The following is a 24,211-nucleotide window of genomic DNA, read 5'->3' on the forward strand; positions in this document are numbered from 1 at the left end:
GCTTTGGATTTGCTCTGGAAAAAGACCTTTTTCACGACAATATTGGCTGAGTTCACTTTCTGTCATTGAGTAGGTTTCAGCGACAATGGCAAGTTTAGTTTGAGCTGACCACTGCTCTGATGAAGTGTTGCTATTTGGCACGGCGGCTCCTGAACGTCTGAGTTGCTGGCGCCAATGATACAGGGTCGCAGTGCTAATTCCTTCCTCTTCCGACACTTCTTTCACTGACATCGAATAGGGAGGTAATAGCTTCTTCAAGATAGCTTCTTTTCTTTCTACTGAGATACGAGACACAATTACTCTTTATCGCCCAAACTGGTTAAATTTTAACAGTGACAACTACCCTGCCAGATAGGGGGTTTGACAGCCTGTAAGCAAGTTCAAGAACTCGGGTTGAGTAAATAGCTGGCTTGTTTTTATGTGCATTAAAGCTTTAGAATAATAGTGTTTACCAATTTTGATTGCACCGTTGGTTGATTTTTTCTCGTACGAAACAACAGAAAATCCCATTTTTTCGAGTACTTCTGCTGAACTCTTTATAGCAACTGTTGTGTAGTAGTCGGTAATGTTAGCGTGTTTTGCTAGAAACCTGAATTCTCTATTTAATTGTAGACGAAAAGGTCGCTCGTACAGCGAATGCTGGCTCACCGCAAAATAAGCTAATTTTCGGCTTTTATTATAAGGAACGGTTTTTCTTAAATCTATTTCATCAATCGACTTTTGAGAAAGTGTTTCAATTTCGGAGATCATACCTTCAGTCGTGAATATAGTGCCTATGTTATGTCCTAATAGCTCCCCTGTGACGCTGTCGACATATTTATAGGCAATGAAACGTTTTTCATTGCAATAGTTTAAAAAATCGATTTTATAGAGTCCATGCTTAATATTCTCATCAGAGGTTTTCTCATGAAAAACAAGTACAGAATTTACAATCTCACTATCATTAGAATTTCCAATCGGATATTCACAAACAGGATTGTGTTCGATCATTGATGTTGACTGATAATTTGCTCTGGCGATCAAGTTATTTAAACTACGGTATTTCTCTTCCATCAGAGTATTGAATTGATCAACTCTATTTTTAGAACTAGGGTCCTGATGTTGTAAATGACTAACTTTAGATAGATAAGGCTCAAGATCGTTGGTAAATTCTCGCAAAACACGAATACTACGGCTAAGAGTTGGTTTAGTTGTTCCTCTTTCCCATCGACTAAGTGTAACGGTATCAATGTTCGATAGATCTCCTCCGAGTAAGTTGAGCTTTGTAGCTGTTTGACTTTGTGTTAGTTCATTCGCGATTCGATATTTTTTTAAGTATTCGCCAAACACAGTAGTTTTCTCCAATTTTTTGCATAAGGCGAAGTATTATTATGTGTAGAAACTTAAGATGGTAGGCATCTTAATTTAAAGGCTGTTTGGCTATGCCTAATGATTTTTGATTGAGTATTGGTTATCCCACTGGGTTGTTTTTATGAGGGTTATTATTTCGGGTTGAGAAAGAAGTGTCGCTGTATCAATTTCGTATAAGCAATGTTCGAATGAGCGGTTGCCTAATTTAAAACCTCCTTTTTCTGACTCAATATCAAATGCTATTTTCTTAAATCCAAGTTGCTCTAAAATTTGTCCGCTTTCAGGCCATGCATTAAAGAAATAATAACGTTGAACATTTGAATAGTGAATTAGGTTTATAAATTGAGAAACTAACATACATCGAAATATCTGGAAATTAGAAGAGTAACGATTATAATTACAAACCGATAACTTAGTCGAATTTTTATAACTGACAGATTTTGTCAGGTCGATATCAATGATTTTTGAATGAGTAACTTTGTCAAAATAGTCACTTTCGAATATAAAACTAAGTGAGTGACCTACCAACTGCCCGCTTTCTGTTATAAATCTTTTTAAAATAGCTCGTTTGTTTTGTTGGTAGTCATATAGATTAATGTCGAAAAAACCCTTCGGTGTATGGATGGCTGTTTCGTAAAAGATTTTAAGGCTAGATAGTATCTTGTCATCATCTTTCAAAAGAAGTGGCATCTCAGTAATTAAAGCTGATTGTGGCTCTTGTGGCTCTTGTGGCTCTTCATAACTTAATGATGAAAGCTTCGTTACCCTGTTATTAAAACGAAGTTGTTCAATCTCGTCTAGTAGCTTTGTTTCGTTTGGATTAGGTATTAATTCATAAAAGTCACTCAGGTCAACCTGTAAACAACGCAAGATTCTTAGGCATTTTGCAAGTGTTGGTTTGGTTTTTCCTCGTTCCCAACGACTGAGAGTTACCACGTCTACAGAGCGAAACTCTTCATTTGCAAGGTTTAACTTAACAGCAAGCTCACTCTGAGTAAGACCTAGTGAGACTCTCAATTCCTTTAAATAGTCACCAAACATACATTATCCCTAAGCGTAATTTGATCTAATTGAAGTATAGTCATCTATGATAGTTTATGGCGTTTTTAATAACCTATCTAAAAGTAACAGACTCGAGATTACCGTTTTGAAACGGCATTGTGTATTTGTACAGGAGTTCGTTTAACTACTTATGCAGTTTGTCTTCACGGTTAAGAAGTAGGCATGTAAAGCTACATATGATTTGTTCATGCTAATCCTTGCTAGTTATTGATCTGTAGTATGGATTAATCACAAAAAGAGGTTTGTTTATGAATACGAATATGTTGTCTGAAAATTTACAAGCCGAAGCACTTATTGACGATGTTAATCAGGGATTGTTTTATCCTGTTTTTCAACCGATAACTAATGGCAATGGAACTGTCGGTGCTGAGGTTTTGTTACGTTGGGAAAAAGGGCACGATGTTGAATCGTCAATTCGCTGTCTGTTAGACTCTAAGAAGATTGCATGGTTTACTCAAATATTCTTGTTAAGAGTGTCCGAGGAATTATTGTCTCAGAAGAAAATGATTGATTTTCTGACTATTAATATCTCCCCTGATCACGTTTTAAGTTTCACTTTTCTACGTGATATTTCCCCAATTTGGCAAGCATGCAACAAGTTAGGTATAACCTTATGGATTGAGCTTACTGAGAATGAACAATACCCGGTTGGCATTGACGAGAAAAGGATGATGTCCCAGTTTGGAGTATGTCGTGGTCTTGGAATTAAAATCGCGATAGACGACTATGGCAGTGGTTATAACACTGGTGAAGCACTGATTAGGGTTGTTAAACCGAACATAGTGAAAATAGATCGGTCGTTAATGAGAAACCGGAGTGATAATTCGACCTTTTGGGAGCGTCTTAGATTTTTAGCTCGGAAGTATCAGATTGAATTGTTATCTGAAGGTATAGAAAACCATGAAGATTTACGTTTTGCACAATCGCAGGGCATAGATTATTTTCAGGGCTATCACTTAGGCAAACCTGGCTCATTGAGTCAATTGTCGAAACAAGGTGCAGCATATTGCTGATCTACTTAAAAATAGCGTGAATAAATTCGGGTTACTTTTAGTGTGTAAAGCATCATCGTTAGTTTCAAGAGTTTTAGGTTTGCCGGAACATAATGCCATTCTATTAGTTTAATCATGCCTACTTAGTATCAAGTGTTTAATGCCTGCCAGTTTATCTATTTATAACCATTTGTTAGCATTGGGACAAACAACAAAACATTGGAATCGTTATGTCGCAGTCACCTTTGGATCAAAAGGCTTTGGAGCAAGAGCTTTCAGGTCAACAGCCCTCCTTATCTCAAATTAATGTGTTTCCGGTTAAATCAGTAGGTGGGATTGCACTCTCTTCTGCTTGGGTCGAAAAACAGGGCCTTACCTTCGACAGACGTTTTATGTTGGCCTTGGCTGACGGATCAATGGTGACGGCGCGTAAGTACCCTAAAATGGTCAAGGTGTCTTCTAGCTTGCAGCCAGACGGCTTGATTTTTACTTATGAAGGTAAAGAGCCGCTGCGTCTGAAATATGCAAACTTCAAGATGCAAGAAGCGCCTGCAACGGTGTGGAAAGATAGCTTCACTGCGTATACCACCAACGACGAGGCGGATGATTGGTTCAGCGATGTGCTTGGTGTTCGCGTAGAACTGCTGTTCTGTGGTGAGCAGTCGAATCGTGTTCGAGAAAAGCTTGGTCAGAATGTCAGTTTCGCTGACGGCTATCCAATGTTGGTGATTAGCCAAGCCTCTCTAGATGAGCTCAATCGCCGCAGCCCTGAAGTTCATTCAATGGATCAGTTCCGCACTAACTTTGTTGTTTCAAATACAGAAGCCTTTGCCGAAGACGGCTGGAAGCGTATCCGAATTGGTGAGGTTGAATTCGAAGCGGTGAAGCCTTGTGAGCGCTGTATCCTGACGACAGTCGATGTTGAGAGTGGCGAATTTAGATCAACAAAAGAGCCGCTTAATACCTTCTCTACATTCAGAGCCAACGAGCGTGGTGGTGTCTTCTTTGGCCAGAATCTAGTGGCGAAAAATGAAGGTCTGGTGAAAGCGGGTGATGTGGTTGAGGTACTTGAAACCAAAGAGAAAGAGCACTACGAAGACACTTGGGTAGAATCACTGCACTTAACTTGCGTCGAGCGTGAAGAGATCGCTCGCGACTTCACAACCTTTTGGCTAGAGCCAGCGAAAGAGAACCATTCATTACCAAGCTATCAGCCAGGGCAACATTTACCGATTGAGATGGTGATTGATGGCGAGAAGTTTTCTCGTCGTTACACGTTATCTTCTAGCCCTTCACGAGCGGGTCGTTTAGCGATTTCAGTGAAGCGAGTGGACGATGGCCAGATCTCTAATTGGTTGAATGATCATTTCCAAGTGGGCGATACGCTAGTTGCTCAAAACCCAGATGGTGCGTTCTACTTAGAAGCGAATCCAACTCACCCATTACTGCTGTTGTCTGCAGGCAGCGGCATTACCCCTATGTTGTCGATGCTTCGTTACTTGGCAGACCATGGTCAAATTGATGATGTGGTTTTCTATCATCAATGCAGCAGCGAAGAAGATATCCCTTATCAAGCTGAGATTGATAAGATCGCCAGTGAGCACGCGGGTCTTCGTGTGATCTATTCATTAAGCCAACCAACCAAAGAGTGGGATGGTTTGTCTGGGCGTCTAAGCGTGTCGCATGTCGCTAAAATTGAAGAGCTACACAAGCGTCAAGCGTTCGTGTGTGGCCCTGACGGCTTTATGGACAATGCCAAGAAACTACTGATTCAAATGGGGCTTAACCCTCAACATTATCATCAAGAAGCGTTTGGTGTTGCTCAATCAACGGAAGAAGCGGTGAAGCAACTGCAGTTGAGCGTTAACGGCTACCTGTTCGAAGGCAACAACCAATCAACACTACTAGAGCAAGCTGAGTCGGCAGGTGTGTCTATCGCATCAAGCTGTCGCGCGGGTTTCTGTGGTGCTTGTAAAGTGACCCTTGAGTCTGGGCAAGTTCATCAACCTGATGTACCGGCGTTGCAAGAGCATGAACGCAACATGGGGCAAATACTGGCGTGTTGCAGTGTGCCTCAAACTAATATCGAAGTTGTAGACTAACTCGGTAGGTCGGAAGGCCAGAAAGAAAAGCACATTGAATAGAAAAGGCCGGAAGTTCACTGAAATGAACTTCCGGCCTTTTTGATTCTAAGATTAATTCAAACAATTAATCGTAGATCGTTGGGATCGGTTGACGCTTGTGCTGTGTTGCTTTGTAGATGCCAACTAAGCGATCTGATACGTCTTGAGAGACTTCTTTGCCTTCAAGGAAATCATCGATTTGATCGTAAGAAAGGTTCAATGCTGCTTCATCGGCTTTCTGAGGGTCAAGCTCTTCTAGATCAGCAGTTGGTACTTTCTTAACAAGTTGCTCTGGAGCGCCCAGCGTTGCTGCAAGCTCACGAACTTGGCGTTTGTTCAGGCCGAACAAAGGTGCTAAATCACATGCGCCGTCACCGTGCTTAGTGTAGAAGCCAGTAATGTTTTCCGCTGAGTGGTCGGTACCGATGACAAGACCACCAACGTAACCTGCGATTTCGTATTGTGCGATCATGCGAGCACGAGCTTTCACATTCCCTTTCACAAAGTCGATTTTTGCTGAATCTGTTGGCAGCAGGCCTGTGCCTTCAAGAGCAACATGAGATGCAGCGTGAAGCCCATCAACACCGGCTTTAATGTTTACAGAAACGGATTGAGAAGGCTGAATGAAAGACAGAGCAAGTTGTGCTTCATCTTCATCTTTTTGCTCACCATATGGTAGGCGAACGGCGATGAATTGGTAGTTGTCGCTACCAGCGCTTTCATTCAGGCTATTAACTGCCATTTGTGCTAAACGGCCACAAGTTGTCGAATCCACACCGCCACTGATACCAAGGATCAGAGACTTGCAGCCTGACTGCTGAAGTTTAGTTTTGATAAAGTCCACACGGCGAGTCACTTCGAAGTGAGGGTCAATTGAAGGTAGTACGCGCATTTCGTCACGAATTAACTGTTCCATTCGTATTCCTTTCCTGCAAGCAAATTAAAGATCTAGTGTTATCATACCTAAATCATCCGATTTAAAAACCTCTTTGCACAAGCTTAGAAAGAGAAGGCAGTAATAAACAATGGAAAAAATAGCCATTTTCGGTAGTGCGTTTAATCCACCGAGCCTAGGGCATAAAAGTGTGATTGATTCGTTGGCTCACTTTGACAAAATTCTACTCGTTCCAAGTATTGCCCATGCTTGGGGAAAAGAGATGCTAGACTTTGATACGAGATGTCAGTTAGTTAATGCATTTATCAGTGATCTTTCACTGGATCAAGTTGAGCTTTCGTTGATCGAAAAGAGCTTATTTACACCCGGCGAAAGCGTGACGACTTTTGCTGTACTCAGTGAACTGCAAAAGTTACATCGTGACGCTGAACTGACGTTTGTTATTGGGCCAGATAACTTCTTTAAGTTCTCATCTTTCTATAAATCAGATGAGATTACTGAGCAGTGGTCTGTAATGGCTTGCCCTGAAAAAGTGAAAATTCGCAGTACAGACATACGTAATGCACTGATAAGTGGAAGCGATGTGGCAAAACTGAGTACAAAGTCAGTTACAAAGATGTTGCAAGATAGTGGACTGTATCAGATAATGTAAGTTCACTAATCAAGAGGTCAGAGGACTATGCTAAAGAACGCGATACCAGCGACGTTGATCATGGCAGCATGTAGTATGCCTGCGTATGCTGAGTGTGATTTTTTTAGCTTAGATTCAATCATGCTGACTTCTGATGAAGATGACAATTGTCTAGATTTCTCGACCAGCATTGAGTCTTTTGGCCAACGTATGATGGAAATCAGTGGGCTGAGCGATGATGAACCGGAAAGCACACCGGACTATTGGTCTGACTGGGTTCTTCAAACCAAAGACTCGCCATTGCTGACACAAAGCATTGAGTCAAACTATGTTGGCTTGGGTATGTGGTTTCCAGAAGACCTTGAAGATGAGCAGTATGATATGTCGACTGAAGAGTGGTTGATGAATCATGGTCTTCAACTCAGCATCGGTTTTGGCGAGAAAGTCGAAGGGCAGCCGCGTATGCGCTTTGATTATCGTTGGCACGACTCACGTGACGCCGACCTAATGATGCAGGTTGAGTTGCCATTTTAGACAGGCAGATACACAGATAGATTGCTATCTACGTCTAAATAGTAAGAATTAAAAAAGCCGCAAAAACTCAGTTTTTGCGGCTTTTTAGTATCTGGCTTGCGAGTTTTAATACCAGCACTCACTTTCCGGCAAGCTATAAATCTTCACCAAAAACAAGCATACACAGTTGCTCGAACTCTTCTTCTTTACCTGAGAACAGATCATCAATCACAAGTGAACGTTTTTGACCTGACTGCATGCGTTTCTTCGCTTCTCGCATCACCATCACCAGAGTGTGCTCTTGTGGCAGGTTTGAATCATCAATGTTCCATTGATTGAATCGCTGAGAAAGAGCACTTTCGCAAAGCAGTGGTTTAAACGACAACACTTCTTGCTTCAAGACAGAAAGCATATCTTTAAACGCTTGTTCCGTATTATTGGCATTGGAAGCACGAGCTTTGGTTTGTTCTAGCTTTTCTAGTAGTGCCGAAGAGAGGTTCGTTTGCGTGATGTAACCCGCTTGTCTTGGGAATGAATCCGTCAAACGAACAGAAAAATCGACACGGTTAACCTGAGTGTTTGGAAAGTAGGTCAGTGACGTTAGGCAGTCGTATGGAATCCAGACGCTTTGTCCTGGTTCAACGGCATACTCTTGTTTGCCTAACTTAATCAAAACCAAGCCACTTTGAACCGATACAAGGCTATGTTTAAGTACTTTCTTGCGTGGTGTGATCACCAAGTGTGAAAAGTAAGCCGATGTATATTCAATAGCGAAGTTCATAGATAGTACCTTAATTTTGGGGCGTCAAGATTACCGTTAATCTTAAAGAATGCCAACAATAACAGGGGATTTTCAATGTTTCTGGTCTGACCTTGTCAAAAGTATGGGCTCTGTAGCTGCGAGAAGTCAAAACAACGCGTAGAATGAGCCAGCTTTTTATTATATGAATTAAAAAATGACCTCTCCAACCGATCCATATGTTGATATTCGCCCTTACGGCGATGATGAAATTCCAGCGGCACTAAACCGTCTTATTAATGATGAAGAATTTATCAGTGCAATCTTGCACTACCGTTTTTCAAACCATGCGTCTTGGTTCAAAGCATTAATGAGCCCGATTTTGCGTGTGTACTTAAAAATGAAATGGAGCAAGCTGACTAGCGTTGAATCCATTCAGATTGAAGTGAAAAAGTACTTACGCGACACGTTAGCGAAAACCACTAGCGGTGTGACGTACACTGGTATCGAGTCACTGGATGCGAACCAAGCTTATCTGTTTGTATCAAACCATCGTGACATTGCTATGGATCCTGCGTTGGTAAATTACGCTCTGCATCAAAATAATCATCAGACTTGTCGTATCGCTATCGGAGACAACCTGTTGAAAAAGCCATGTGCGACTGAATTGATGCGTTTAAATAAGAGCTTCATCGTAAAGCGTTCTTTGAAAGGACCGCGTGAGATGATGAAAGCGCTAGGGCAGTTGTCTTCTTACATTAAGCACTCTCTAGAAACGGGCAACTCAATCTGGATCGCTCAAAAGGAAGGTCGTGCGAAAGACGGTAACGATTTTACTGAGCCAGCAATTTTGAAAATGTTCCACGTTGAAGGACGTAAGCAAAAAATTGCTTTCCCTGAATACGTGAAGTCATTGAAGATTGTTCCTGTGGCTATTTCTTACGAGAACGACCCATGTGACACGGCTAAAGCGATAGAGCTTTTCGAAAAAGACGTAAACGGCAGTTACGAAAAGGGTGAGTTTGAAGATATCGAAAGTATCATTCAAGGCATCATCGGTGATAAAGGACGCGTTCACGTTGGTTTCGGTCAGGTTATCGACCAAGATTTTGATACGCCTGAAGCGCTTGCTGAAGAGATCGATCGTCAGATCCACGATAACTACAAACTGTTCCCAGTAAACTTGCTGGCAGCAGAAAAAGAAGATGAGTCGATTACAGCGGCCGTTAAACAAGAGTTTGAAGCTAAACTGTCGAGCCTGCCACAAGGTGCGCGTCAATACTTGATCGATAGCTACGCCAACCCAGTGAAGAACATTGGTTAACGAGCGTTAGTTAGCTTGCTAGTTGATTAGCAACTTGATTGAATTGAAAAAGGAGCCTTGGGCTCCTTTTTTGTTTCTGAATCACCATTTGTTGCTGCGATCGAGCATTAACGTATTAGAGCATTAGAGCATTAGAGCATTAGAGCATTAGAGCATTAGCCTGAATTAGCGAGCGACTGCACCACCGAGATCTAGATTGGTTGGCCATTTGGTTACGGTGTTGCCGCCCAGATAGATGTTGCCTTTGACTGTCATGGTCTCGGGGAATGTTGTAATCCCAGAACCACCTATATAAAGGTCGCCGTCAATCACGATCCCGTTGGGTAACTCGGTTAAAGGAGTGCGGATCACGCTCAGATCGCCTTTTACTCTAAAGCCATTCGGTAGCCTTTCCAGTGGAGTGTCGGTGAGGTTGATAAAGCCGCCCACTCTTACACCTCTTGGCCAGCTGGTGATTTGGCTGCCAATCAAGTCGACGTAACCTTTTATCTTAACCCCGCTCGGGACTCGAGCGAGTTGGCTGTTAGAGCCTTTAAGGCTGCCGTTCACTTCTAACCCTTTGGGTAGGCGTGTGATCGCAGTATTCTCTATATTGAGATTACCATCTACCACCAAGCCAGTTGGAAGTGATCTATAAGGCTTATTTCGTAGATATAAGTTTCCGTAATTATCGAGATGGTTCAATATTTGATAGTGATCGAGTGGTTCAGCACTGACATTTGTTATGGTTAAGGAACCAATAATAAGTGCAATTATTCTGAGCATAACAGGCTTCTTATTACGATAGACGCTTACACTATAATGGAAAAATTAATCTCGCATAGTGTTTTACCCATTTGGCGGTAGATTAACGAGGAATGGAGCAAAGATGATAGGTAAATCAATGATTAGAGTAAATATACGAATTATTAAGGTCTTTCTGATAGCCGCTTCATTGTTTGGCTCAATGTCTGCGAGTGCCAATAAAGTAATTTCAACGCCCGGTAAAGCTGCGGTGGTGGTGACACAAGGCGGTCAACAGCAACGAGTTTGTTATTACGATGACAAGGCTTATAGCATTGGGGCAGTGTTAGAGGTGGGGGGCGTAGTGATTCAGTGCGCTGCAGAAAACGATTTTGAGAAAAATGGGTCACTGGCTTGGGTTCAATTAAAAAAAGACGAGTAATTCACTCGTCTTTTAATAAGCATATAAATGCTTATATTAACGCGCTAGAGAGCGAGTCTTAAGTTCAAAAATAATCTTCTCAGCGCTAACTTCAAATTTAAAGCGAGCGTGCAACTCTGTGCTTTCTTCAGTCATCTCTGATGCTTCGAACTCAACGTTGCTAGACACTTGTTTAGCAAGTTCAACATACTTAGCAAACTCAGCTTCAATCAGTGCTTTTGAGTTTCCGTAAACCGTTACTTCAGCAACATCGTCGCCTTCTTTAATGATGAACCCGATTTCGCCTGCACAGCCGCAAGCCTCACATACATCGTTGTTACCAATATCTTGGCTCATAAATAATCCTCTTACAAAGTCTGAGGTTATTCTAACGAGCAATTTGAACTGTATCTACAAAAATTAAAACCTTTGAACTAATTTATACTGGTATGCTATGTTGTTTGTTAAGGTGTTTGATGAATATCTATATTCGCGCCGCCAAATATGTATGTGATTTACCTCACGTTTTGTTGAAAAGGAATGTTATTAATATGTCAGAATATCATTCACTTAGTTGCGCCAGGAATGATTTTATAAGACTATCTATCGCTTGATAGGTATTTATACAATGAATTTTTCGTTGGGTATTTCATATTCTAAGTCGTTATTTAAACTTATCGACTTAGGATTGTAAGGTGATTTTCGAAGAATAATTAGACAAAGTGTCCAAAGAGGCATCACTGTAAAATTGTTCGTACATAGTATTTGTGTGAATTTAGTTATAAATACTTGCGAAAAAATACCTTGCTCACATAATGCTGATAACGATTTTCATTCTGACTTCATTTGATTGAGTTAGATGGATTTACAAAGAGAAGAGCCTGAATATGCCAAAGCGTAGTAAAGAAGATACAGAAATCACGATCCAGAAAATCATGGATGCCGTTGTAGACCAGCTACTAAGATTGGGTTACGACAAGATGTCATACACGACGTTGAGTCAACAAACGGGTGTTTCTCGTACAGGTATAAGTCATCACTTTCCAAAGAAAACGGATTTTACTGCTGCTCTAGACGGTCGTATTTTCAAGATGTTCATGGAACACATTGACTTCGAAAATGGCCTTGACGCATTTTCAGCTAGCTGGGTTGCAGCACTTGAAGACGCTGAGTTCCTAGCAATCTTACGTTTACTTTTCCATCATATCGTTACTGCTGAGAGCGCGCATGAGTTCGCTGCAAACGGTATTGATCGTCTATACAAGCTGACTGAAACTCAGTTTGGCGATACTAGCGGTAAAGAACTAGAGTGGCTGATTGGTAAATCATTGATTCGTATGAGCCAATAATCAGCACTCAATAAAAGAAGCTCCTACGGGGGCTTTTTTGTGCTTGCAGTTTCACTTCTTGTACGTTTTTCTCTCAATCCCACATCGATGTCGCAGTCTTGTTGATTGATGCTGAATGATGTTATTTCCTTTCTTTTTATATGCTTACGCTCGCGGCTTGTTTTACTCTTCAGTGTTAAAAGCTAAGTAACCCTAACGGGTAGTGTTCATTTCTAGAGCCTCAAATGCTCAAGGTGAGTCGTTTTGGTGCTTGCTGCTGTGGTTATTAATAAAATTGAGTTTAAGCCGAGATAGTGGCTGTGAGCCAATAAAAAGCCCCGAACAAATCGAGGCTTAGGATTACGTCATTGTTATCAAGAACGAATACTCAAAACGAGTCGCTCCTTAATCGGACTTATTGTGCGGGGTGAACCTGAGGGAAGCTCATGGTTGGGTGTTTTTCTACGATACTTTTGTAACCATACACATCTTCTATCATCGAAGGTTTTAGTGCATCCCAAGGCTTGCCATCACACACCAAATTGCCATCTTTCAATACCACCAATCGATCGGAATACTGCGCGGCTAAGTTGAGATCATGCAAAACCACGATAACCGCGGCATTGTGGTTATCGGCTAATTCTCTCGCAATCTTTAAGGTGTTGTGCTGGTGGGCAAGATCCAGTGCAGAGGTTGGTTCATCAAGCATCAAAATACATTGGTCACCAGAGTGGTGAAGCTGAGTTAACACTCGAGCCAAGTGCACTCGCTGCTTTTCACCGCCTGATAGCGAAGGATAAAGTCTTTCACTCAGGTGAGTCACATCAGCAACATCCATTTTTTGGCTAGCAATGCTGGTCAGCTTCTTGTTGGATTCTTGCAGAGGAATCCCACCAAGCTCGACAACTTCATGTGCCAAGAATGGGAAGGTCAATGTGCTGTGTTGAGGAAGCATAGCAAGGTGCTTCGCTAACTTTTGAGAAGGCCACTTGTCTTTACTGTGTCCAAAATACTGGATATCGCCGTTGCTTGATATCTCTTGGCACAAAGCTTTAAGCAGCGTGCTTTTACCTGCGCCATTTGGCCCAAGCAGTGTGGTTACCTTTCCCGCTTCAATCTCAATAGAAACGCCATCTAATATCACTTTACTGCCGAACTTCACTTCGATATCGGTCGCTTTTAAAGCTGAAGGAAACATTAAAGGATTCTCCCTTTCTGTTGAAATAGTAGATATAAGAAGAATGGGGCGCCGATAATCGCAGTGACAATACCAACAGGAAGTTCAGCCGGAGCAAGTACCACACGTGAGAACATGTCTGCGGCGGTTAGCAGCAGTGCGCCTAGTACCGCTGATAGTGGCAACAGAACTCGGTGGTCAGGGCCTGCCAAAATGCGACCTAAATGTGGGATAACCAATCCAATAAAACCAATCATGCCAGACAGGCTAACTGTGATACCAACGCCCGCAGCCGTCAGTAGAATCAGCTTTCGTTTCAGCTTTTGAACTGGGATACCAAGGTGTTGCGCTTCTGACTCGCCCAGTAATAGAGCATTTAGAGACATCGCTTGGCGGTAGAAAACAACAAACAAGCCAACGAGCGTGACAGCTGCCAGCAAAATTCCTGACCACTTAGCGCCCGCCAATGAACCCATCGACCACAATGAAAGATCGCGCAGCATTTGGTCATCAGCAATGAAATTCAAGAAGCCAATACCTGCGCCAGAGAGCGCACTGATCGCCACACCCGCCAACAACATGATGGTGACAGAGGTGCCGAATTTACCTGTACCCAGCTTATACACCAGCAGCGTGGTTAAAGCGCCGCCAAGAAAAGCGAACACAGGAACCGCAGCAAAGTTCATGAAAGTAGGGTATTGAAGCGATAGCTCAGAGAACAAAACGATAGCCAGTGCAGCACCTAATGCTGCGCCCGCAGACACACCTATGATGCCAGGTTCTGCAAGTGGGTTTCGAAACAAACCCTGCATCACTGCACCACACAAGGCGAGGATCGCACCAATCAGCATGCACAAGATGGTTCTAGGTAAGCGGATCTCTTGAATCACTAAGTTGATGTGAGGTGCTAAGTCATTGTTTGGTTTAATTAAGCTTGTGGCGCTGTCCGCTAAGCTAATGTTCATTGGCCCAACAGTTATCGAGTACAGCGCGACAAAAGCTAGGGTTGCACCTAGAGCTAACATCGACGTTTTCAGTGGGACGGAGCGTAACAACATAAAGGGCCTCAATATCTATCGCTAACTTCGACCTCCTTCAACAACAGCGTGAGTCAGTTGGTGAGGGAAGCGAATTAGCGACAGCAGAAATAGGGTGGTTGAGTTATAGCGGGTAGATAAGTGCGTTTAGACGCTTTGCTTCAGAGAGGCTTTCTAGGCCAAGCCCGCCAACCAAAGCACTGCCATTTACGGTAATGATTTGCTTGTTCATACCTGCAGGCGTTGCCGCTAGCATAGGCAGTGATTTCAGGATGGCATCTGCGCCGCCCATTTTTTGATAACTACGGCCGCTTACTAAAATGACATCAGGTTGCATCTCAACGAGTGATTCCATTGAAAGTGGCTTGTAAGACGTTAAGCTCTGAGCGGCAGGGTTGATACCGCCAGCTAACTCGATGATTGCGTTTGGTGATGTTTCACCGCCAGCAACGTTGGCAGGGCGACCTTCATGCAGCAACAGGAATAGAACTTTCTTCGCTTCGTTGCTTGGTACTTGGTTCGCTTTCAGTGCTGCGATCTTTTGATTCACATCGGTTTTCACTTGCTGCGAGTGGTCTTCGGTATGGGTGATCTTTGCGATTTGGTCGATACGCTTTAATAGCCCTTCCACGTTTGCTTCAGTGTTAACAATCTCTACATCGACGCCTGCCGATTTCAATTGAGAAATCGCGTTGTCTGGTCCCATTTCATCCGAGCCAATCAATGTGGTTGGCTCTAGGGCGAGTAGACCTTCAGCAGACAGGTTTCGGTGATAACCAATCTTTGGCAGGTTTTCTGCTTGAGGAAAGTGGCTGGTCACATCAATCGCGACTAGCTGCTCTTCAGCTCCTAATGCCAAAACCAATTCAGTAACGGCACTACCGGCACTGATGATTCGAGGTTGTTCAGCGTCGTTGGCCATTGCGGGTGCGCTAAGTGCCAGGCTCATAGCGGCAACTGAAAGGAGATGTGTCTTGGTCTTTAATTTATTGAGCACGTTTAAGTTGTTCATAATAAGTTCTTTATATTTTCTTTTTGTATCGCGAAGATACTCAGTGAGCAGTCCGTTCGCATTGTGAGTTCGAATCGATAGAGAGGCTTAGTTCTGTCTATTTGGTCTTAGCTATCAGGAGCCAAATTTTATAAACGCTAGGCCTCATAAAAATTGAGTGTTGTTCTAGCCATCGTCCGTGAGCAGTTGAGTCGCTGGTATTCCGTTCTCTTGAAGGAATGAAAGCAACTTCACTAGGTTTTCAACATTGGCGGCTTTATCCGCGCCAATGATGATCGGTTTTTTATCCGTTGAGCCTGTCTCTTCTAACAAGGCAATCTTGAAGTTTTCCCAGTTGATATACTCTTGGCCGTTAATCGCCCAGTAGGGGGCATGGTCTAGGATGTTGACGCTAATCGAGTCTTTGTGGACTTCAGAAACGTTTTTAACATCCGAGCTTGGTAGCTCAACTTCTAGCGATTCCAGCTTTACCGATGCCGTAAGCAGTAGAAAAACCATCACGATAAAAATGATGTCGAGCAGCGGTGTTAAGTCTGGCGCTAGGCTCTGTGTGTGAGATGAGTGGGGCGTTTTAATCATGCTTGACTCACATCACCGATAGAGGTTTTGTTGATAGGCTTACCTTGAGTATCATCAGACTGATTGGTTTGAATCGACATGCCTTCTAGCCACACATTCACATAGTTCAATGTATGCTCCAATTGAGCCAGCACTCGATCGGCCCATAGCCCTAGTAGCTGAGCACCAGAAATAGCAGGAAGCGCAATCATCAAACCTGCTGCTGTGGTTCGCATTGCTAATCCAAGACCGTCTGCCAAATCATTAGGCGTGATGCTGCCTGTTGTCGCGGCAACGCCTTTAAACATCTCAATAAGACCAAGTACCGTACCAAGCAAGCCGATGAGTGGGCTGATCACGCCGATCAAACCAAGCAGTCTTAAACCTGCATGAAGCTGGTGGCGTTTTTCTTGTAGCCAGATCCCAGCGGCATCTTCACGTAACCCTTTTGAGAAAGAGTGGTGAGCAAGCAACATTGACACGCCCTTGTACAAGAGCGGGCGTTTACCTGAAATCGACTGAGCAAGCGCTTCAATCTCTTTGCTGTTGGTTGGTGAGGTTTGGTTTAACTCGCGACGAATGGCACGTTTGCCCACACCAATGCTGAGCATGACTTGGAAGACACGTTCAGCGATGATCATTGCTGTTAATGCTGAGCAGATAAGAAGAGGCCAAGTCATTAAGCCAAGTTGATCTTGTAAGTAACTGATTTGTTGCATGATTAATCCAACCTAAAACGAACAGGTATTTGTACTCGGTGAGCAATCGCTCGACCATTGACAGTGTGAGGTGAGAATTTCCATTGTTTAATGGCATCTAATGCGGCGTTATCGAGCATTAGCGCGCCTGATGAATTTACTAATGCTTGTTTAATTTGTTTGCCTTCAGCGTCTAGCCAGATCTCATACGTTGCGACACCCTCAACGCCACGGCGTCTTGCTTGGCGAGGGTAATTCGGTGGGGTAGGACGCGCAGAGAACGAAGGTTTAGTGACCAAAACCGGCTCTTGGTTTGATACGCCTTGATTTACTTCCTGAGGCTGGTTGGCAGACTCGTCCATATTCTTATCGACTTTCTTGTCGGCCAGTTTCTCTGGTTGAGTGGCTGGTTTTGGGCGTTCTTTCTTAACTACCTTTTTCTCAGTTACTGGTTTCTTTTGAACCGGCTTCTTCTCGACAACCTTTTGCTCAATCACTTTTTTCTCAACTTTCTTTGGTTGAGGTTTATTGGTGATCGCTTTTTTCTTTGGGGTTGGCTTAGCTTGCTTTGGCTCAACCGTTTTTGGTTCGGCTTGTGAGACGGTTTCTTTTATTGGCTCAGGTTTAACTGGCTCTGTGATTGTTTTTTGCTGAGCTTGTGAAGGAACGCTCTTAGGAGTGAAGTTGATCGATACCGTGTTCGATTGGCTACCTGCAGGCATCGCAAATACTTTGGATTCTTGAGCGACAAACAACAACGCGGCATGAATCACTAACGATGCACCGCCTGCAATAACATATCTAGGAACGTTCACAATCAATCCTTTACCAAATCAAAATTCTGTATCGGATTATTGCTTAGAATCTAAATAAGATCAATTATCAATTGCATTATCATTTGCGTGTATTTATGATTCTCTCAGTTTTTAGCGAATAGTCTTCCAGACTTTGCTATGTAAGTGTTTAGAGAGATTATATGAGTCTTAATATTTATAAATTTGACGAATCAATCTTGGGCATTTCTAGCCCTGATCCGCTTCGTTTTGCGTTTGCGAAAAAGCATTCTGCACACGCCGGAGGAAGTTCAATTCCGGTCGACCCCAGTAAGAAGTTAGAACTCTTTGACGAACTGATGCTGAGTGAAGGGAAAAAACAGGATACGCGTTGCTTGTATATCCACATTCCTTTCTGTCGTGTGCGTTGTACGTTCTGCAATTTCTTCCAAAATGCCGCAAGCCGTAAATTAGTGGATGAGTATTTCGATGCACTGATGGTCGAGCTAAAGCAGAAAGCCAAAACACCTTGGGCTCAGTCTGGACTATTTCACGCCGTCTATATTGGTGGCGGAACTCCCACCGATTTGTCGTCTCAACAAGTTGAGCAGCTGGGTAAAGCGATTCGTCAATATTTCCCACTAGCAAACGATGTTGAGATGACATTGGAAGGGCGCATCAATCGATTTGGTGACGAGATGTTTGATCGTGCGCTTGAAGGTGGCTTCAATCGTTTCTCGTTCGGTATTCAAAGTTTCAATACTCAGGTTCGACGTAGTGCTAAGCGCCTAGATGACCGAGAGGTTGTGCTAGAACGTATCAGTTCACTAAGCCGCACCGAGCAAGCGCCAATCGTTCTTGATCTGTTATACGGATTACCACACCAATCTATGGAAGTGTTCCAACAAGATTTAGAAGACTACATGTCTACTGGCGCACACGGCATTGACCTCTACCAACTGATTGTTGCGGGCAATGCACCTATGCTTAATCTTGTTGAGAAAGGAAAAATCCCACCGCCTGCGAATACGCCAGATAAGGCGAGCATGTATTTGGCGGGTGTGGAGTTCATGGCAAAAAATAAGGTCAAGCAACTGAGCGTAAACCACTGGACTCGTGATAACCGCGAACGCAGCATTTACAACAGCTTAGCGAAAACTTATGCCGAAGTTCTACCCATTGGTTGTGGCGCTGGTGGCAACATTGGCGGTCATGGTGTGATGCAGCATCGAACTTTAGACAGCTACATGGAGTCTATAAAGCAAGGTCAATTACCTATTGCCATGATGACTAAGCAAAGCTCATTAGAGCCTATCTTCTCAACATTAAAGGCAGGTTTCGATTCTGGTGTTGTTAGAAGAAGTACGCTACCGAGATTTATGGGGCAAGATACGTTCGACTACCTAAAACCTTTGTTCGCACATTGGGAAAATAACGGTTTAGTTGAGCTTTCGGAAGATTATCTGAGCCTGACTATTGCTGGCAGCTTTTGGGCGGTAAGCCTAGCGCAGAGTGTGATTCAAGTGCTTAACGCTGAATACCAAGCTATGCACCCAGCGCCTAAAGCGTCAGGTTCGGGCGTACACCCGCATGCAAGTTTGAAGCACGCTTAATATCGAATTTTTAGTTTATAACTTACTCGTTTATACGGAACATATTCAATGACAGATACAACATTAGAAATGACAGAAACTCTAGAACAACGCGTAGCTCTAATTTTAGAAGAAGAGCCAAAACTACTGCCAACAGCAATTGCTGAGAAGCTAGGTGTTTCAGAGGTTGAAGTGGTTGCTGCTTTTCCAAACGACATGGCGGTAATGCTAGATGGCAGCCGTGCTCAAGAGATTCTAGAAGGTTTAGTGGGTTGGGGCCCTGTGACCACTATCGTGCATTCATTTGGTTCTATCTTTGAAGTTAAAGCGCCATTCCCGAAAGGTAAGGTAGCGCGTGGTTACTACAACCTAATGGGCAAAGAGGGCGAGCTTCATGGTCACCTTAAACTTGATAACGTTAAACATATCGGTTTGGTGAGCAAGGCGTTCATGGGTCGTGAAAGTCATTACTTCGGCTTCTTCAGTGAAACCGGTGAGAACATTTTTAAGATTTACCTAGGCCGCAACGAAAAGCGTGAGCTTATTGCCGACCAAGTAGAACGCTTCAAAGCGTTAAAAGAACAAGCTTAAGTACAGTCAATAGTAAATAATCAGCAGTAATCTGACATAGGGTTGCCAACTGGCTTAAACAAGACATCAATGCTCGAGGATCGTTTAGTTCGCTAATGATCGCTCAACCTCGGGCAAAAATAATAAATCAGAGAAAGTGAAGAAAGGAATTACCCATGGAACAGCAAGTAAAACAAGAACGTCTACAAGGTCGCCTAGGTCCAGAAATCAAAGAGTTTCGCCAAGAGCGCCGTACCCTTCAACTTGCAACGGTTGATGAAGAAGGTCGCCCGAACGTAAGTTACGCACCTTTCGTTCAGAACCAAGAAGGTTACTTTGTTCTAATTTCTGATATTGCTCGTCATGCTCGCAACTTGAAAGCGAACCCTCAGGTCTCTTTGATGATGATTGAAGACGAAGAGAGCTCGAAGCAACTTTACGCACGTAAACGTTTAACGTTTGATGCTCAAGCAAGTGTTGTGGAGCGTGAAACGGAACTTTGGACTCAAGTGATTGGCCAGATGCAAGAGCGTTTTGGTGAAATCATTGATGGTTTGAGCCAACTTCAAGACTTCTCTCTGTTTAACCTTAAAGCTGAGAACGGCCTGTTCGTTAAAGGCTTTGGTCAGGCATACCAAGTGTCAGGCGACGATCTGGTTGATTTCGTTCACCTACAAGAAGGTCACAAAAAAGTATCTAACGAGTAATCTCGTTTAATCGATTTCTTTAGGAGCCCTCCAATGTGAGGGCTTTTTTATGTCTAAATCAAAGAGTTTGGTATATTGGCGTTTGATGACTATTTATATGTAAGGATCGGTACGTGAAACCAGTAAGTCGAGATTGGGACGAGTTCTGTTACCCGTTTATTTATGAAGACAGTCCTATCTGTGATTTTGAGATTTTGTCGGATGAACTTTGTTGCCGAGTTGGATTGGTGTTGTCTTTAGAGCTAGAGCCTCAGGTTCGTGAGATCCTGCAACGCTTGCAGCCAAACATCTACCATTTGAATGGCTCTGTGCGCGGTAAGCTTGCCATCACCGAGTCTGAATTGGTCGAGCTCAAGCAAGATTATCATCGTATCCGTGAGCAGTTAGAAGGGGGGTTTAAAGGCTTTGTCTTACCCGGTGGACACCGAGTGTCTAGTGAACTTCACTTGTGTCGTTGTCAGGCTAAGAAAGTTGTGCGAGCTTTGGTGAGTATTGAACATCATGAAAGCAAAAAGTCGCCAGACCCGATTCTTTTTAAATACGCCAACCTAGTCGCGAACACTCTCTATGCATTGGCCTCTTTTACCAATCATGTGAATGAAGTCGAGGAAGTGGAATTTGTGAGTAAGAGCTACTCTATGCCGAAAAAGTCTATGCCAGAAAACAAAGACTAACGGTTAGCTCTATTCTTATTAAGATTTGAAGAAAGAAGAGACTAAGAAGCTAAACCATTGAGCACTATGCCAGGTTTAGCTTCTATAACAGAGCCTAAGCAGCCGTAGAGGCGCCGTTTAAGACTTTTGCGCCGCGTAGCATAGCTTCGATTAATTCACCCGCGTTGAACTTCTCAAGCGCTTCATGCGCCCCCACCTGATTAGCACGGTCGACACAGATCTCACTGGACAGTGAGGTATGCAAAATACAGTAAGCGTGACTTAAAGCGCTGTCGTTTTGCACTTCAAATGCAAGCTCATAACCATCTAATCCCGGCATCTCGATATCACTCACCAGAAGATCAATGGCATTGCCAGCGCTGGCTTGGCGTCGCATTAGGTCGATGGCATCTAAGCCGTTGTTACATATGCTGTAAGGGATGTTGATGCTGTCTAAGGCATCAGATAACTGTTTACGTGCAATCAAAGAGTCATCCACTAATAAGATGTTCAATGCTTTGAGGCGTTCCCTTTCTACATCGGTCAGCATCGGGATATGAGCATTCTCATAAGCTGGGTAGATCTTAGAAAGCAGCAGTTCCACATCGAGCATTTGCACAATACGGTCTTCAAAACGTGTAATACCCGTTACAAACACATTGCGACCCACACTGGTGGGTGGAGATTCAATGCTCTTCCAGTCGCATTCAATGATTTTATCAATTGAACGAACCAAGAACGCCACAACTGTTCTCAAACAGTCAGTAACGATGAGTACACAATCTTGGTATTCAGCGGGTGTTATCGGACGGAAGCCAATCGCAGCGGACATATCAATCACAGGAACTGTAAGGTCGCGGATAGTCACTGTACCAATCACGTGATGATGGGAGTAGGGGATCTGAGTCATCGGCTGAAAAGGGACGATTTCTCTGACCTTAAGCGTGCCAATCGCAAAACTTTGAGTGAGGGACAACTTGAACATCAACATTCCCTGTGACTGACTCGCTTTACTGATCGGTTTGGCCATAAGTGGCTCCTACTTAATACGCGCTTAATTTATAAGGATTAATTTAAAGGGAAATGGAAGCCGCAGCAAGTCGCGATGCGGTTTTTAATGGCCTTTAAGGCAGTTGTTTTCGGTTATAGAGTGAAGAATAGCGGTTCTTGGGTTAAAATCACGCTAAATACTCGCTGTCGATGGTTAGTCGACAAGCAGACAGCAACAAACTGAGAATTATCATGGCAAGAACAGCAGCAGCGCTTCATATTCTGGTGAAGCATAAAGAACTAGCAGAAGACATCATGACACAGCTTAAAAAGGGCGCTAAATTTCAAACGCTAGCGAAGAAACATTCAACCTGTCCATCTGGTAAGAAGGGCGGCGACCTAGGTGAGTTCAAAAAAGGTCAAATGGTGCCTCAGTTTGATAAGGTTTGTTTCTCTGGCGAGACGCTTGTACCACACCTTGTGAAAACAAAATTCGGTTGGCATGTGGTGAAGGTTCTTTACAGAACTTAGTCATAAATATGTGTTAGATTGAATAAAAGGAGCGTATATACGCTCCTTTTTTGTGACTTTTGTGCGCGTTTTAAAGCACTACGGTTGAGTGTTCATCCCAGACGTTATGCGATAATTGGTGCTACGCCCTCAACCATCCACCGTGAGTAATTGGTAGGAGGAGGAGGGTTTTTAATGAGTAACTCATATAATAAATGCCATTCTTGAGGAAATTTATTGCAGCTTTGCCTTTTAGCCTTTGCCTTTTCTAAAAAGCTGTAAACGAGTTTGGTAGGAGAACAACATGGAGAGTTCAGCTATGTTAAGCAAACCAGCGACAGATGTCATATTGCATGCCTTTGACTGGTGCTACGCTGACGTAATGAAGAACGCCCCACTGATCCAAGAGTTGGGTTATAAATCTGTTTTAGTATCACCGGCGATGAAATCGCTGCGCGGCCCTAAAGGTTGCGATCGAAATTCTGGTACTCAATGGTGGCAACGCTATCAGCCCCAAGACTATCGTGTGATCGATAATCAGTTGGGTGACACACAAGATTTTAAAGCGATGGTCGACACGTTAAAGCGACATGGGCTTCGTACTTATGTGGATGTGGTGTTTAACCACATGGCCAACGAATCGGGTATCCGCGGTGATCTAACGTATCCCAATCAGCAAGACATGGCGTCTTATCAAAAAGATGCTGACTATTATGAATCCATACGTTTGTTTGGTGACCTTTCTGAGCCTCTTTTTGATGAGAACGACTTCGTGGAAGCGTTTGGTATCAAGAACTGGAAAGACACGTGGGAAGTGCAAAACGGGCGTATTACCGGTGGCGCCAGCGATCCTGGCCTGCCAACGCTACTCGATAACGATAATGTGGTGGCACAACAAAGAGCCTACCTAAAAGCACTGAAAGAGATTGGTGTGAAAGGATTTCGCATTGATGCGGCAAAGCATATGACACTGGCACACCTACGCAAGGTGTGGACGGATGACATCTGCGAAGAAATGCACATCTTCGGTGAGATCATTACCGATGGCGGCGCGACAGAAGAAGAGTATGAGCTGTTCCTTGAGCCTTATCTTAAACACACTCGCTTAGGCGCTTACGATTTCCCGTTGTTCAACACCATCTTCAAAGCATTTGAAGAGCAGGGCAGCTTTAAGTCTTTGATTAACCCATACTGTTTTGGTCAGGCTCTGTCGAATATGCGAGCGATCACGTTTGCGGTCACTCATGATATTCCCAATAACGAGGTGTTTTTGGAGCATGTGATGGATGAAGTGGATGAGCGATTGGCTCATGCTTTCATTCTTGGTCGAGACGGCGGTGTGCCGCTTGTTTACAGTGAACTGAGCACCAGCGGTATTCTGGACAAGAGCGGTCAGCCTCGTTGGCTTAACGACTGGCAAGCGCCTTACATGAAAAGCATGATTCAATTCCATAACCATGTTCATGGCGAAGCGATGCGTGTGGTTGAAGCGAATGATGATTTGTTGGTGTTTGTCCGTGGCGATAAAGGCATTGTGGTGATCAACAAGTCGAAGCGAAGCAAAACAGCCTCATTAAATTGGACTGGTGCGGTAACCGATTTACTGTCGGATGATGTGTTTGAATGTGTTGGTAAGGATTTAACCATCAAGGTGGAATCGAACCAATGTATGATGTTAACGACGAATGAATTGAAGCCTGTCACGAGTTAACTTGGATAGACTAGAAAGAGAAGCCCCGCTTACTGGCAATCAGTAATCGGGGCTTTTTATTTTAAGCTATTGCTCGGTAACTAAACCAAATGGCGACTCAGCCAAACGGCAACTGAGCCAAA

Annotated in this window: 27 protein-coding genes; 13 read left to right on the forward strand and 14 right to left on the reverse strand. The window is 43.4% G+C overall.

Going from position 1 to position 24,211, the window contains the following annotated elements; genetic code table 11:
* From A6D97_RS21335 to A6D97_RS01730, 3 genes are all read right to left on the reverse strand, one after another.
* Positions 1-294, reverse strand: a 294-nt coding sequence (locus A6D97_RS21335; protein WP_206208203.1) for a transposase, incomplete at its 3' end; no start/stop codon positions are given.
* Positions 295-339: 45 nt separating this feature from the next.
* Positions 340-1,329, reverse strand: coding sequence for a helix-turn-helix transcriptional regulator (locus tag A6D97_RS01725; RefSeq protein ID WP_065583697.1), 990 nt, complete (start codon positions 1,327-1,329; stop codon positions 340-342).
* A gap of 96 nt (positions 1,330-1,425) precedes the next feature.
* Positions 1,426-2,391 carry a helix-turn-helix transcriptional regulator gene (locus tag A6D97_RS01730; protein WP_017062771.1) on the reverse strand — a complete coding sequence of 322 codons (966 nt, stop codon included), beginning with the start codon at positions 2,389-2,391 and terminating at the stop codon, positions 1,426-1,428.
* Positions 2,392-2,660: 269 nt separating this feature from the next.
* On the opposite strand from A6D97_RS01730, the gene A6D97_RS01735 reads away from it, so the two are divergent.
* A complete protein-coding gene (locus A6D97_RS01735; RefSeq protein ID WP_017062770.1) occupies positions 2,661-3,425 on the forward strand; it encodes an EAL domain-containing protein in 765 nt (254 codons plus the stop codon).
* A gap of 209 nt (positions 3,426-3,634) precedes the next feature.
* Positions 3,635-5,506: a hybrid-cluster NAD(P)-dependent oxidoreductase gene (locus A6D97_RS01740; RefSeq protein WP_065583698.1), complete on the forward strand. Its 1,872-nt coding sequence runs from the start codon at positions 3,635-3,637 to the stop codon at positions 5,504-5,506.
* A 106-nt stretch (positions 5,507-5,612) separates the two neighbouring features.
* Here A6D97_RS01740 and nadE read toward each other — a convergent pair whose 3' ends face one another.
* A complete protein-coding gene (nadE, locus tag A6D97_RS01745) occupies positions 5,613-6,443 on the reverse strand; it encodes an ammonia-dependent NAD(+) synthetase (protein WP_004731887.1) in 831 nt (276 codons plus the stop codon).
* Positions 6,444-6,552: 109 nt separating this feature from the next.
* Between nadE and A6D97_RS01750 the strand changes: the two genes are divergently transcribed.
* Together A6D97_RS01750 and A6D97_RS01755 are read left to right on the forward strand one after the other, a co-directional pair.
* Positions 6,553-7,074: a nicotinate-nicotinamide nucleotide adenylyltransferase gene (locus tag A6D97_RS01750; protein WP_017064305.1), complete on the forward strand. Its 522-nt coding sequence runs from the start codon at positions 6,553-6,555 to the stop codon at positions 7,072-7,074.
* 27 nt (positions 7,075-7,101) lie between these two features.
* Complete coding sequence (locus A6D97_RS01755; protein ID WP_065583699.1) at positions 7,102-7,587, forward strand: hypothetical protein; 486 nt, start codon at positions 7,102-7,104, stop codon at positions 7,585-7,587.
* A 133-nt stretch (positions 7,588-7,720) separates the two neighbouring features.
* Here the strand turns inward: A6D97_RS01755 and A6D97_RS01760 are convergent, their stop codons facing one another.
* Entirely contained in the window at positions 7,721-8,347 is a 627-nt protein-coding gene (locus A6D97_RS01760) for a hypothetical protein (protein WP_017064307.1), read from the reverse strand.
* Between the two features lie 175 nt (positions 8,348-8,522).
* Between A6D97_RS01760 and A6D97_RS01765 the strand changes: the two genes are divergently transcribed.
* Positions 8,523-9,629 carry a 1-acyl-sn-glycerol-3-phosphate acyltransferase gene (locus A6D97_RS01765; protein WP_017064308.1) on the forward strand — a complete coding sequence of 369 codons (1,107 nt, stop codon included), beginning with the start codon at positions 8,523-8,525 and terminating at the stop codon, positions 9,627-9,629.
* Between the two features lie 165 nt (positions 9,630-9,794).
* Here the strand turns inward: A6D97_RS01765 and A6D97_RS01770 are convergent, their stop codons facing one another.
* Positions 9,795-10,394, reverse strand: a complete 600-nt coding sequence (locus tag A6D97_RS01770; protein WP_065583700.1) for a hypothetical protein — start codon at positions 10,392-10,394, stop codon at positions 9,795-9,797.
* A gap of 103 nt (positions 10,395-10,497) precedes the next feature.
* Here A6D97_RS01770 and A6D97_RS01775 point away from each other — a divergent pair, with 103 nt between their 5' ends.
* Positions 10,498-10,794, forward strand: a complete 297-nt coding sequence (locus A6D97_RS01775; RefSeq protein WP_017064310.1) for a YnjH family protein — start codon at positions 10,498-10,500, stop codon at positions 10,792-10,794.
* Positions 10,795-10,830: 36 nt separating this feature from the next.
* On the opposite strand, the gene A6D97_RS01780 is transcribed toward A6D97_RS01775, so the two are convergent.
* Positions 10,831-11,130, reverse strand: coding sequence for a YfcZ/YiiS family protein (locus A6D97_RS01780; RefSeq protein ID WP_017062761.1), 300 nt, complete (start codon positions 11,128-11,130; stop codon positions 10,831-10,833).
* Positions 11,131-11,660: 530 nt separating this feature from the next.
* On the opposite strand from A6D97_RS01780, the gene A6D97_RS01785 reads away from it, so the two are divergent.
* Positions 11,661-12,122 carry a TetR/AcrR family transcriptional regulator gene (locus tag A6D97_RS01785; RefSeq protein ID WP_004731875.1) on the forward strand — a complete coding sequence of 154 codons (462 nt, stop codon included), beginning with the start codon at positions 11,661-11,663 and terminating at the stop codon, positions 12,120-12,122.
* Positions 12,123-12,516: 394 nt separating this feature from the next.
* Here A6D97_RS01785 and A6D97_RS01790 read toward each other — a convergent pair whose 3' ends face one another.
* From A6D97_RS01790 to A6D97_RS01815, 6 genes are all read right to left on the reverse strand, one after another.
* Entirely contained in the window at positions 12,517-13,299 is a 783-nt protein-coding gene (locus A6D97_RS01790; RefSeq protein WP_017062759.1) for a heme ABC transporter ATP-binding protein, read from the reverse strand.
* Positions 13,299-14,336: an iron ABC transporter permease gene (locus A6D97_RS01795; protein WP_065583701.1), complete on the reverse strand. Its 1,038-nt coding sequence runs from the start codon at positions 14,334-14,336 to the stop codon at positions 13,299-13,301. Before A6D97_RS01795 ends, A6D97_RS01790 begins: the two co-directional genes overlap by 1 nt.
* A 103-nt stretch (positions 14,337-14,439) precedes the next feature.
* On the reverse strand, positions 14,440-15,327 hold the full coding sequence (locus A6D97_RS01800; protein WP_017064313.1) for an ABC transporter substrate-binding protein: 888 nt from the start codon (positions 15,325-15,327) through the stop codon (positions 14,440-14,442).
* A 165-nt stretch (positions 15,328-15,492) separates the two neighbouring features.
* Positions 15,493-15,906 (reverse strand): biopolymer transporter ExbD, encoded by a 414-nt coding sequence (locus A6D97_RS01805; protein ID WP_017064314.1) that lies wholly within the window; start codon positions 15,904-15,906, stop codon positions 15,493-15,495.
* Positions 15,903-16,604, reverse strand: a complete 702-nt coding sequence (locus tag A6D97_RS01810) for a MotA/TolQ/ExbB proton channel family protein (RefSeq protein WP_065583702.1) — start codon at positions 16,602-16,604, stop codon at positions 15,903-15,905. Before A6D97_RS01810 ends, A6D97_RS01805 begins: the two co-directional genes overlap by 4 nt.
* A 2-nt stretch (positions 16,605-16,606) precedes the next feature.
* A complete protein-coding gene (locus tag A6D97_RS01815) occupies positions 16,607-17,398 on the reverse strand; it encodes an energy transducer TonB (RefSeq protein ID WP_017062754.1) in 792 nt (263 codons plus the stop codon).
* 161 nt (positions 17,399-17,559) lie between these two features.
* On the opposite strand from A6D97_RS01815, the gene hutW reads away from it, so the two are divergent.
* The 4 genes from hutW to A6D97_RS01835 all read left to right on the forward strand — a co-directional run bounded on the left by hutW (position 17,560) and on the right by A6D97_RS01835 (position 20,899).
* Entirely contained in the window at positions 17,560-18,969 is a 1,410-nt protein-coding gene (gene hutW, locus A6D97_RS01820) for a heme anaerobic degradation radical SAM methyltransferase ChuW/HutW (RefSeq protein ID WP_065583703.1), read from the forward strand.
* A gap of 48 nt (positions 18,970-19,017) precedes the next feature.
* Positions 19,018-19,539 (forward strand): heme utilization cystosolic carrier protein HutX, encoded by a 522-nt coding sequence (hutX, locus tag A6D97_RS01825; RefSeq protein ID WP_016784265.1) that lies wholly within the window; start codon positions 19,018-19,020, stop codon positions 19,537-19,539.
* A 155-nt stretch (positions 19,540-19,694) separates the two neighbouring features.
* Positions 19,695-20,225, forward strand: coding sequence for a heme utilization protein HutZ (hutZ, locus tag A6D97_RS01830; protein WP_004731858.1), 531 nt, complete (start codon positions 19,695-19,697; stop codon positions 20,223-20,225).
* A 113-nt stretch (positions 20,226-20,338) separates the two neighbouring features.
* Positions 20,339-20,899: an ATP--cob(I)alamin adenosyltransferase gene (locus tag A6D97_RS01835; RefSeq protein ID WP_048610703.1), complete on the forward strand. Its 561-nt coding sequence runs from the start codon at positions 20,339-20,341 to the stop codon at positions 20,897-20,899.
* 94 nt (positions 20,900-20,993) lie between these two features.
* Here A6D97_RS01835 and A6D97_RS01840 read toward each other — a convergent pair whose 3' ends face one another.
* On the reverse strand, positions 20,994-21,908 hold the full coding sequence (locus A6D97_RS01840; protein WP_017062751.1) for a chemotaxis protein: 915 nt from the start codon (positions 21,906-21,908) through the stop codon (positions 20,994-20,996).
* Between the two features lie 170 nt (positions 21,909-22,078).
* Between A6D97_RS01840 and ppiC the strand changes: the two genes are divergently transcribed.
* Positions 22,079-22,399: a peptidylprolyl isomerase PpiC gene (gene ppiC, locus A6D97_RS01845; RefSeq protein WP_017630085.1), complete on the forward strand. Its 321-nt coding sequence runs from the start codon at positions 22,079-22,081 to the stop codon at positions 22,397-22,399.
* Positions 22,400-22,682: 283 nt separating this feature from the next.
* Entirely contained in the window at positions 22,683-24,089 is a 1,407-nt protein-coding gene (locus tag A6D97_RS01850) for an alpha-amylase family glycosyl hydrolase (RefSeq protein ID WP_017062749.1), read from the forward strand.
* The last annotated feature ends 122 nt before the right edge of the window (positions 24,090-24,211 follow it).

The organism is Vibrio sp. ZF57 (assembly GCF_001691235.1).
In the GTDB taxonomy this organism is placed as follows: domain Bacteria; phylum Pseudomonadota; class Gammaproteobacteria; order Enterobacterales; family Vibrionaceae; genus Vibrio; species Vibrio crassostreae_C.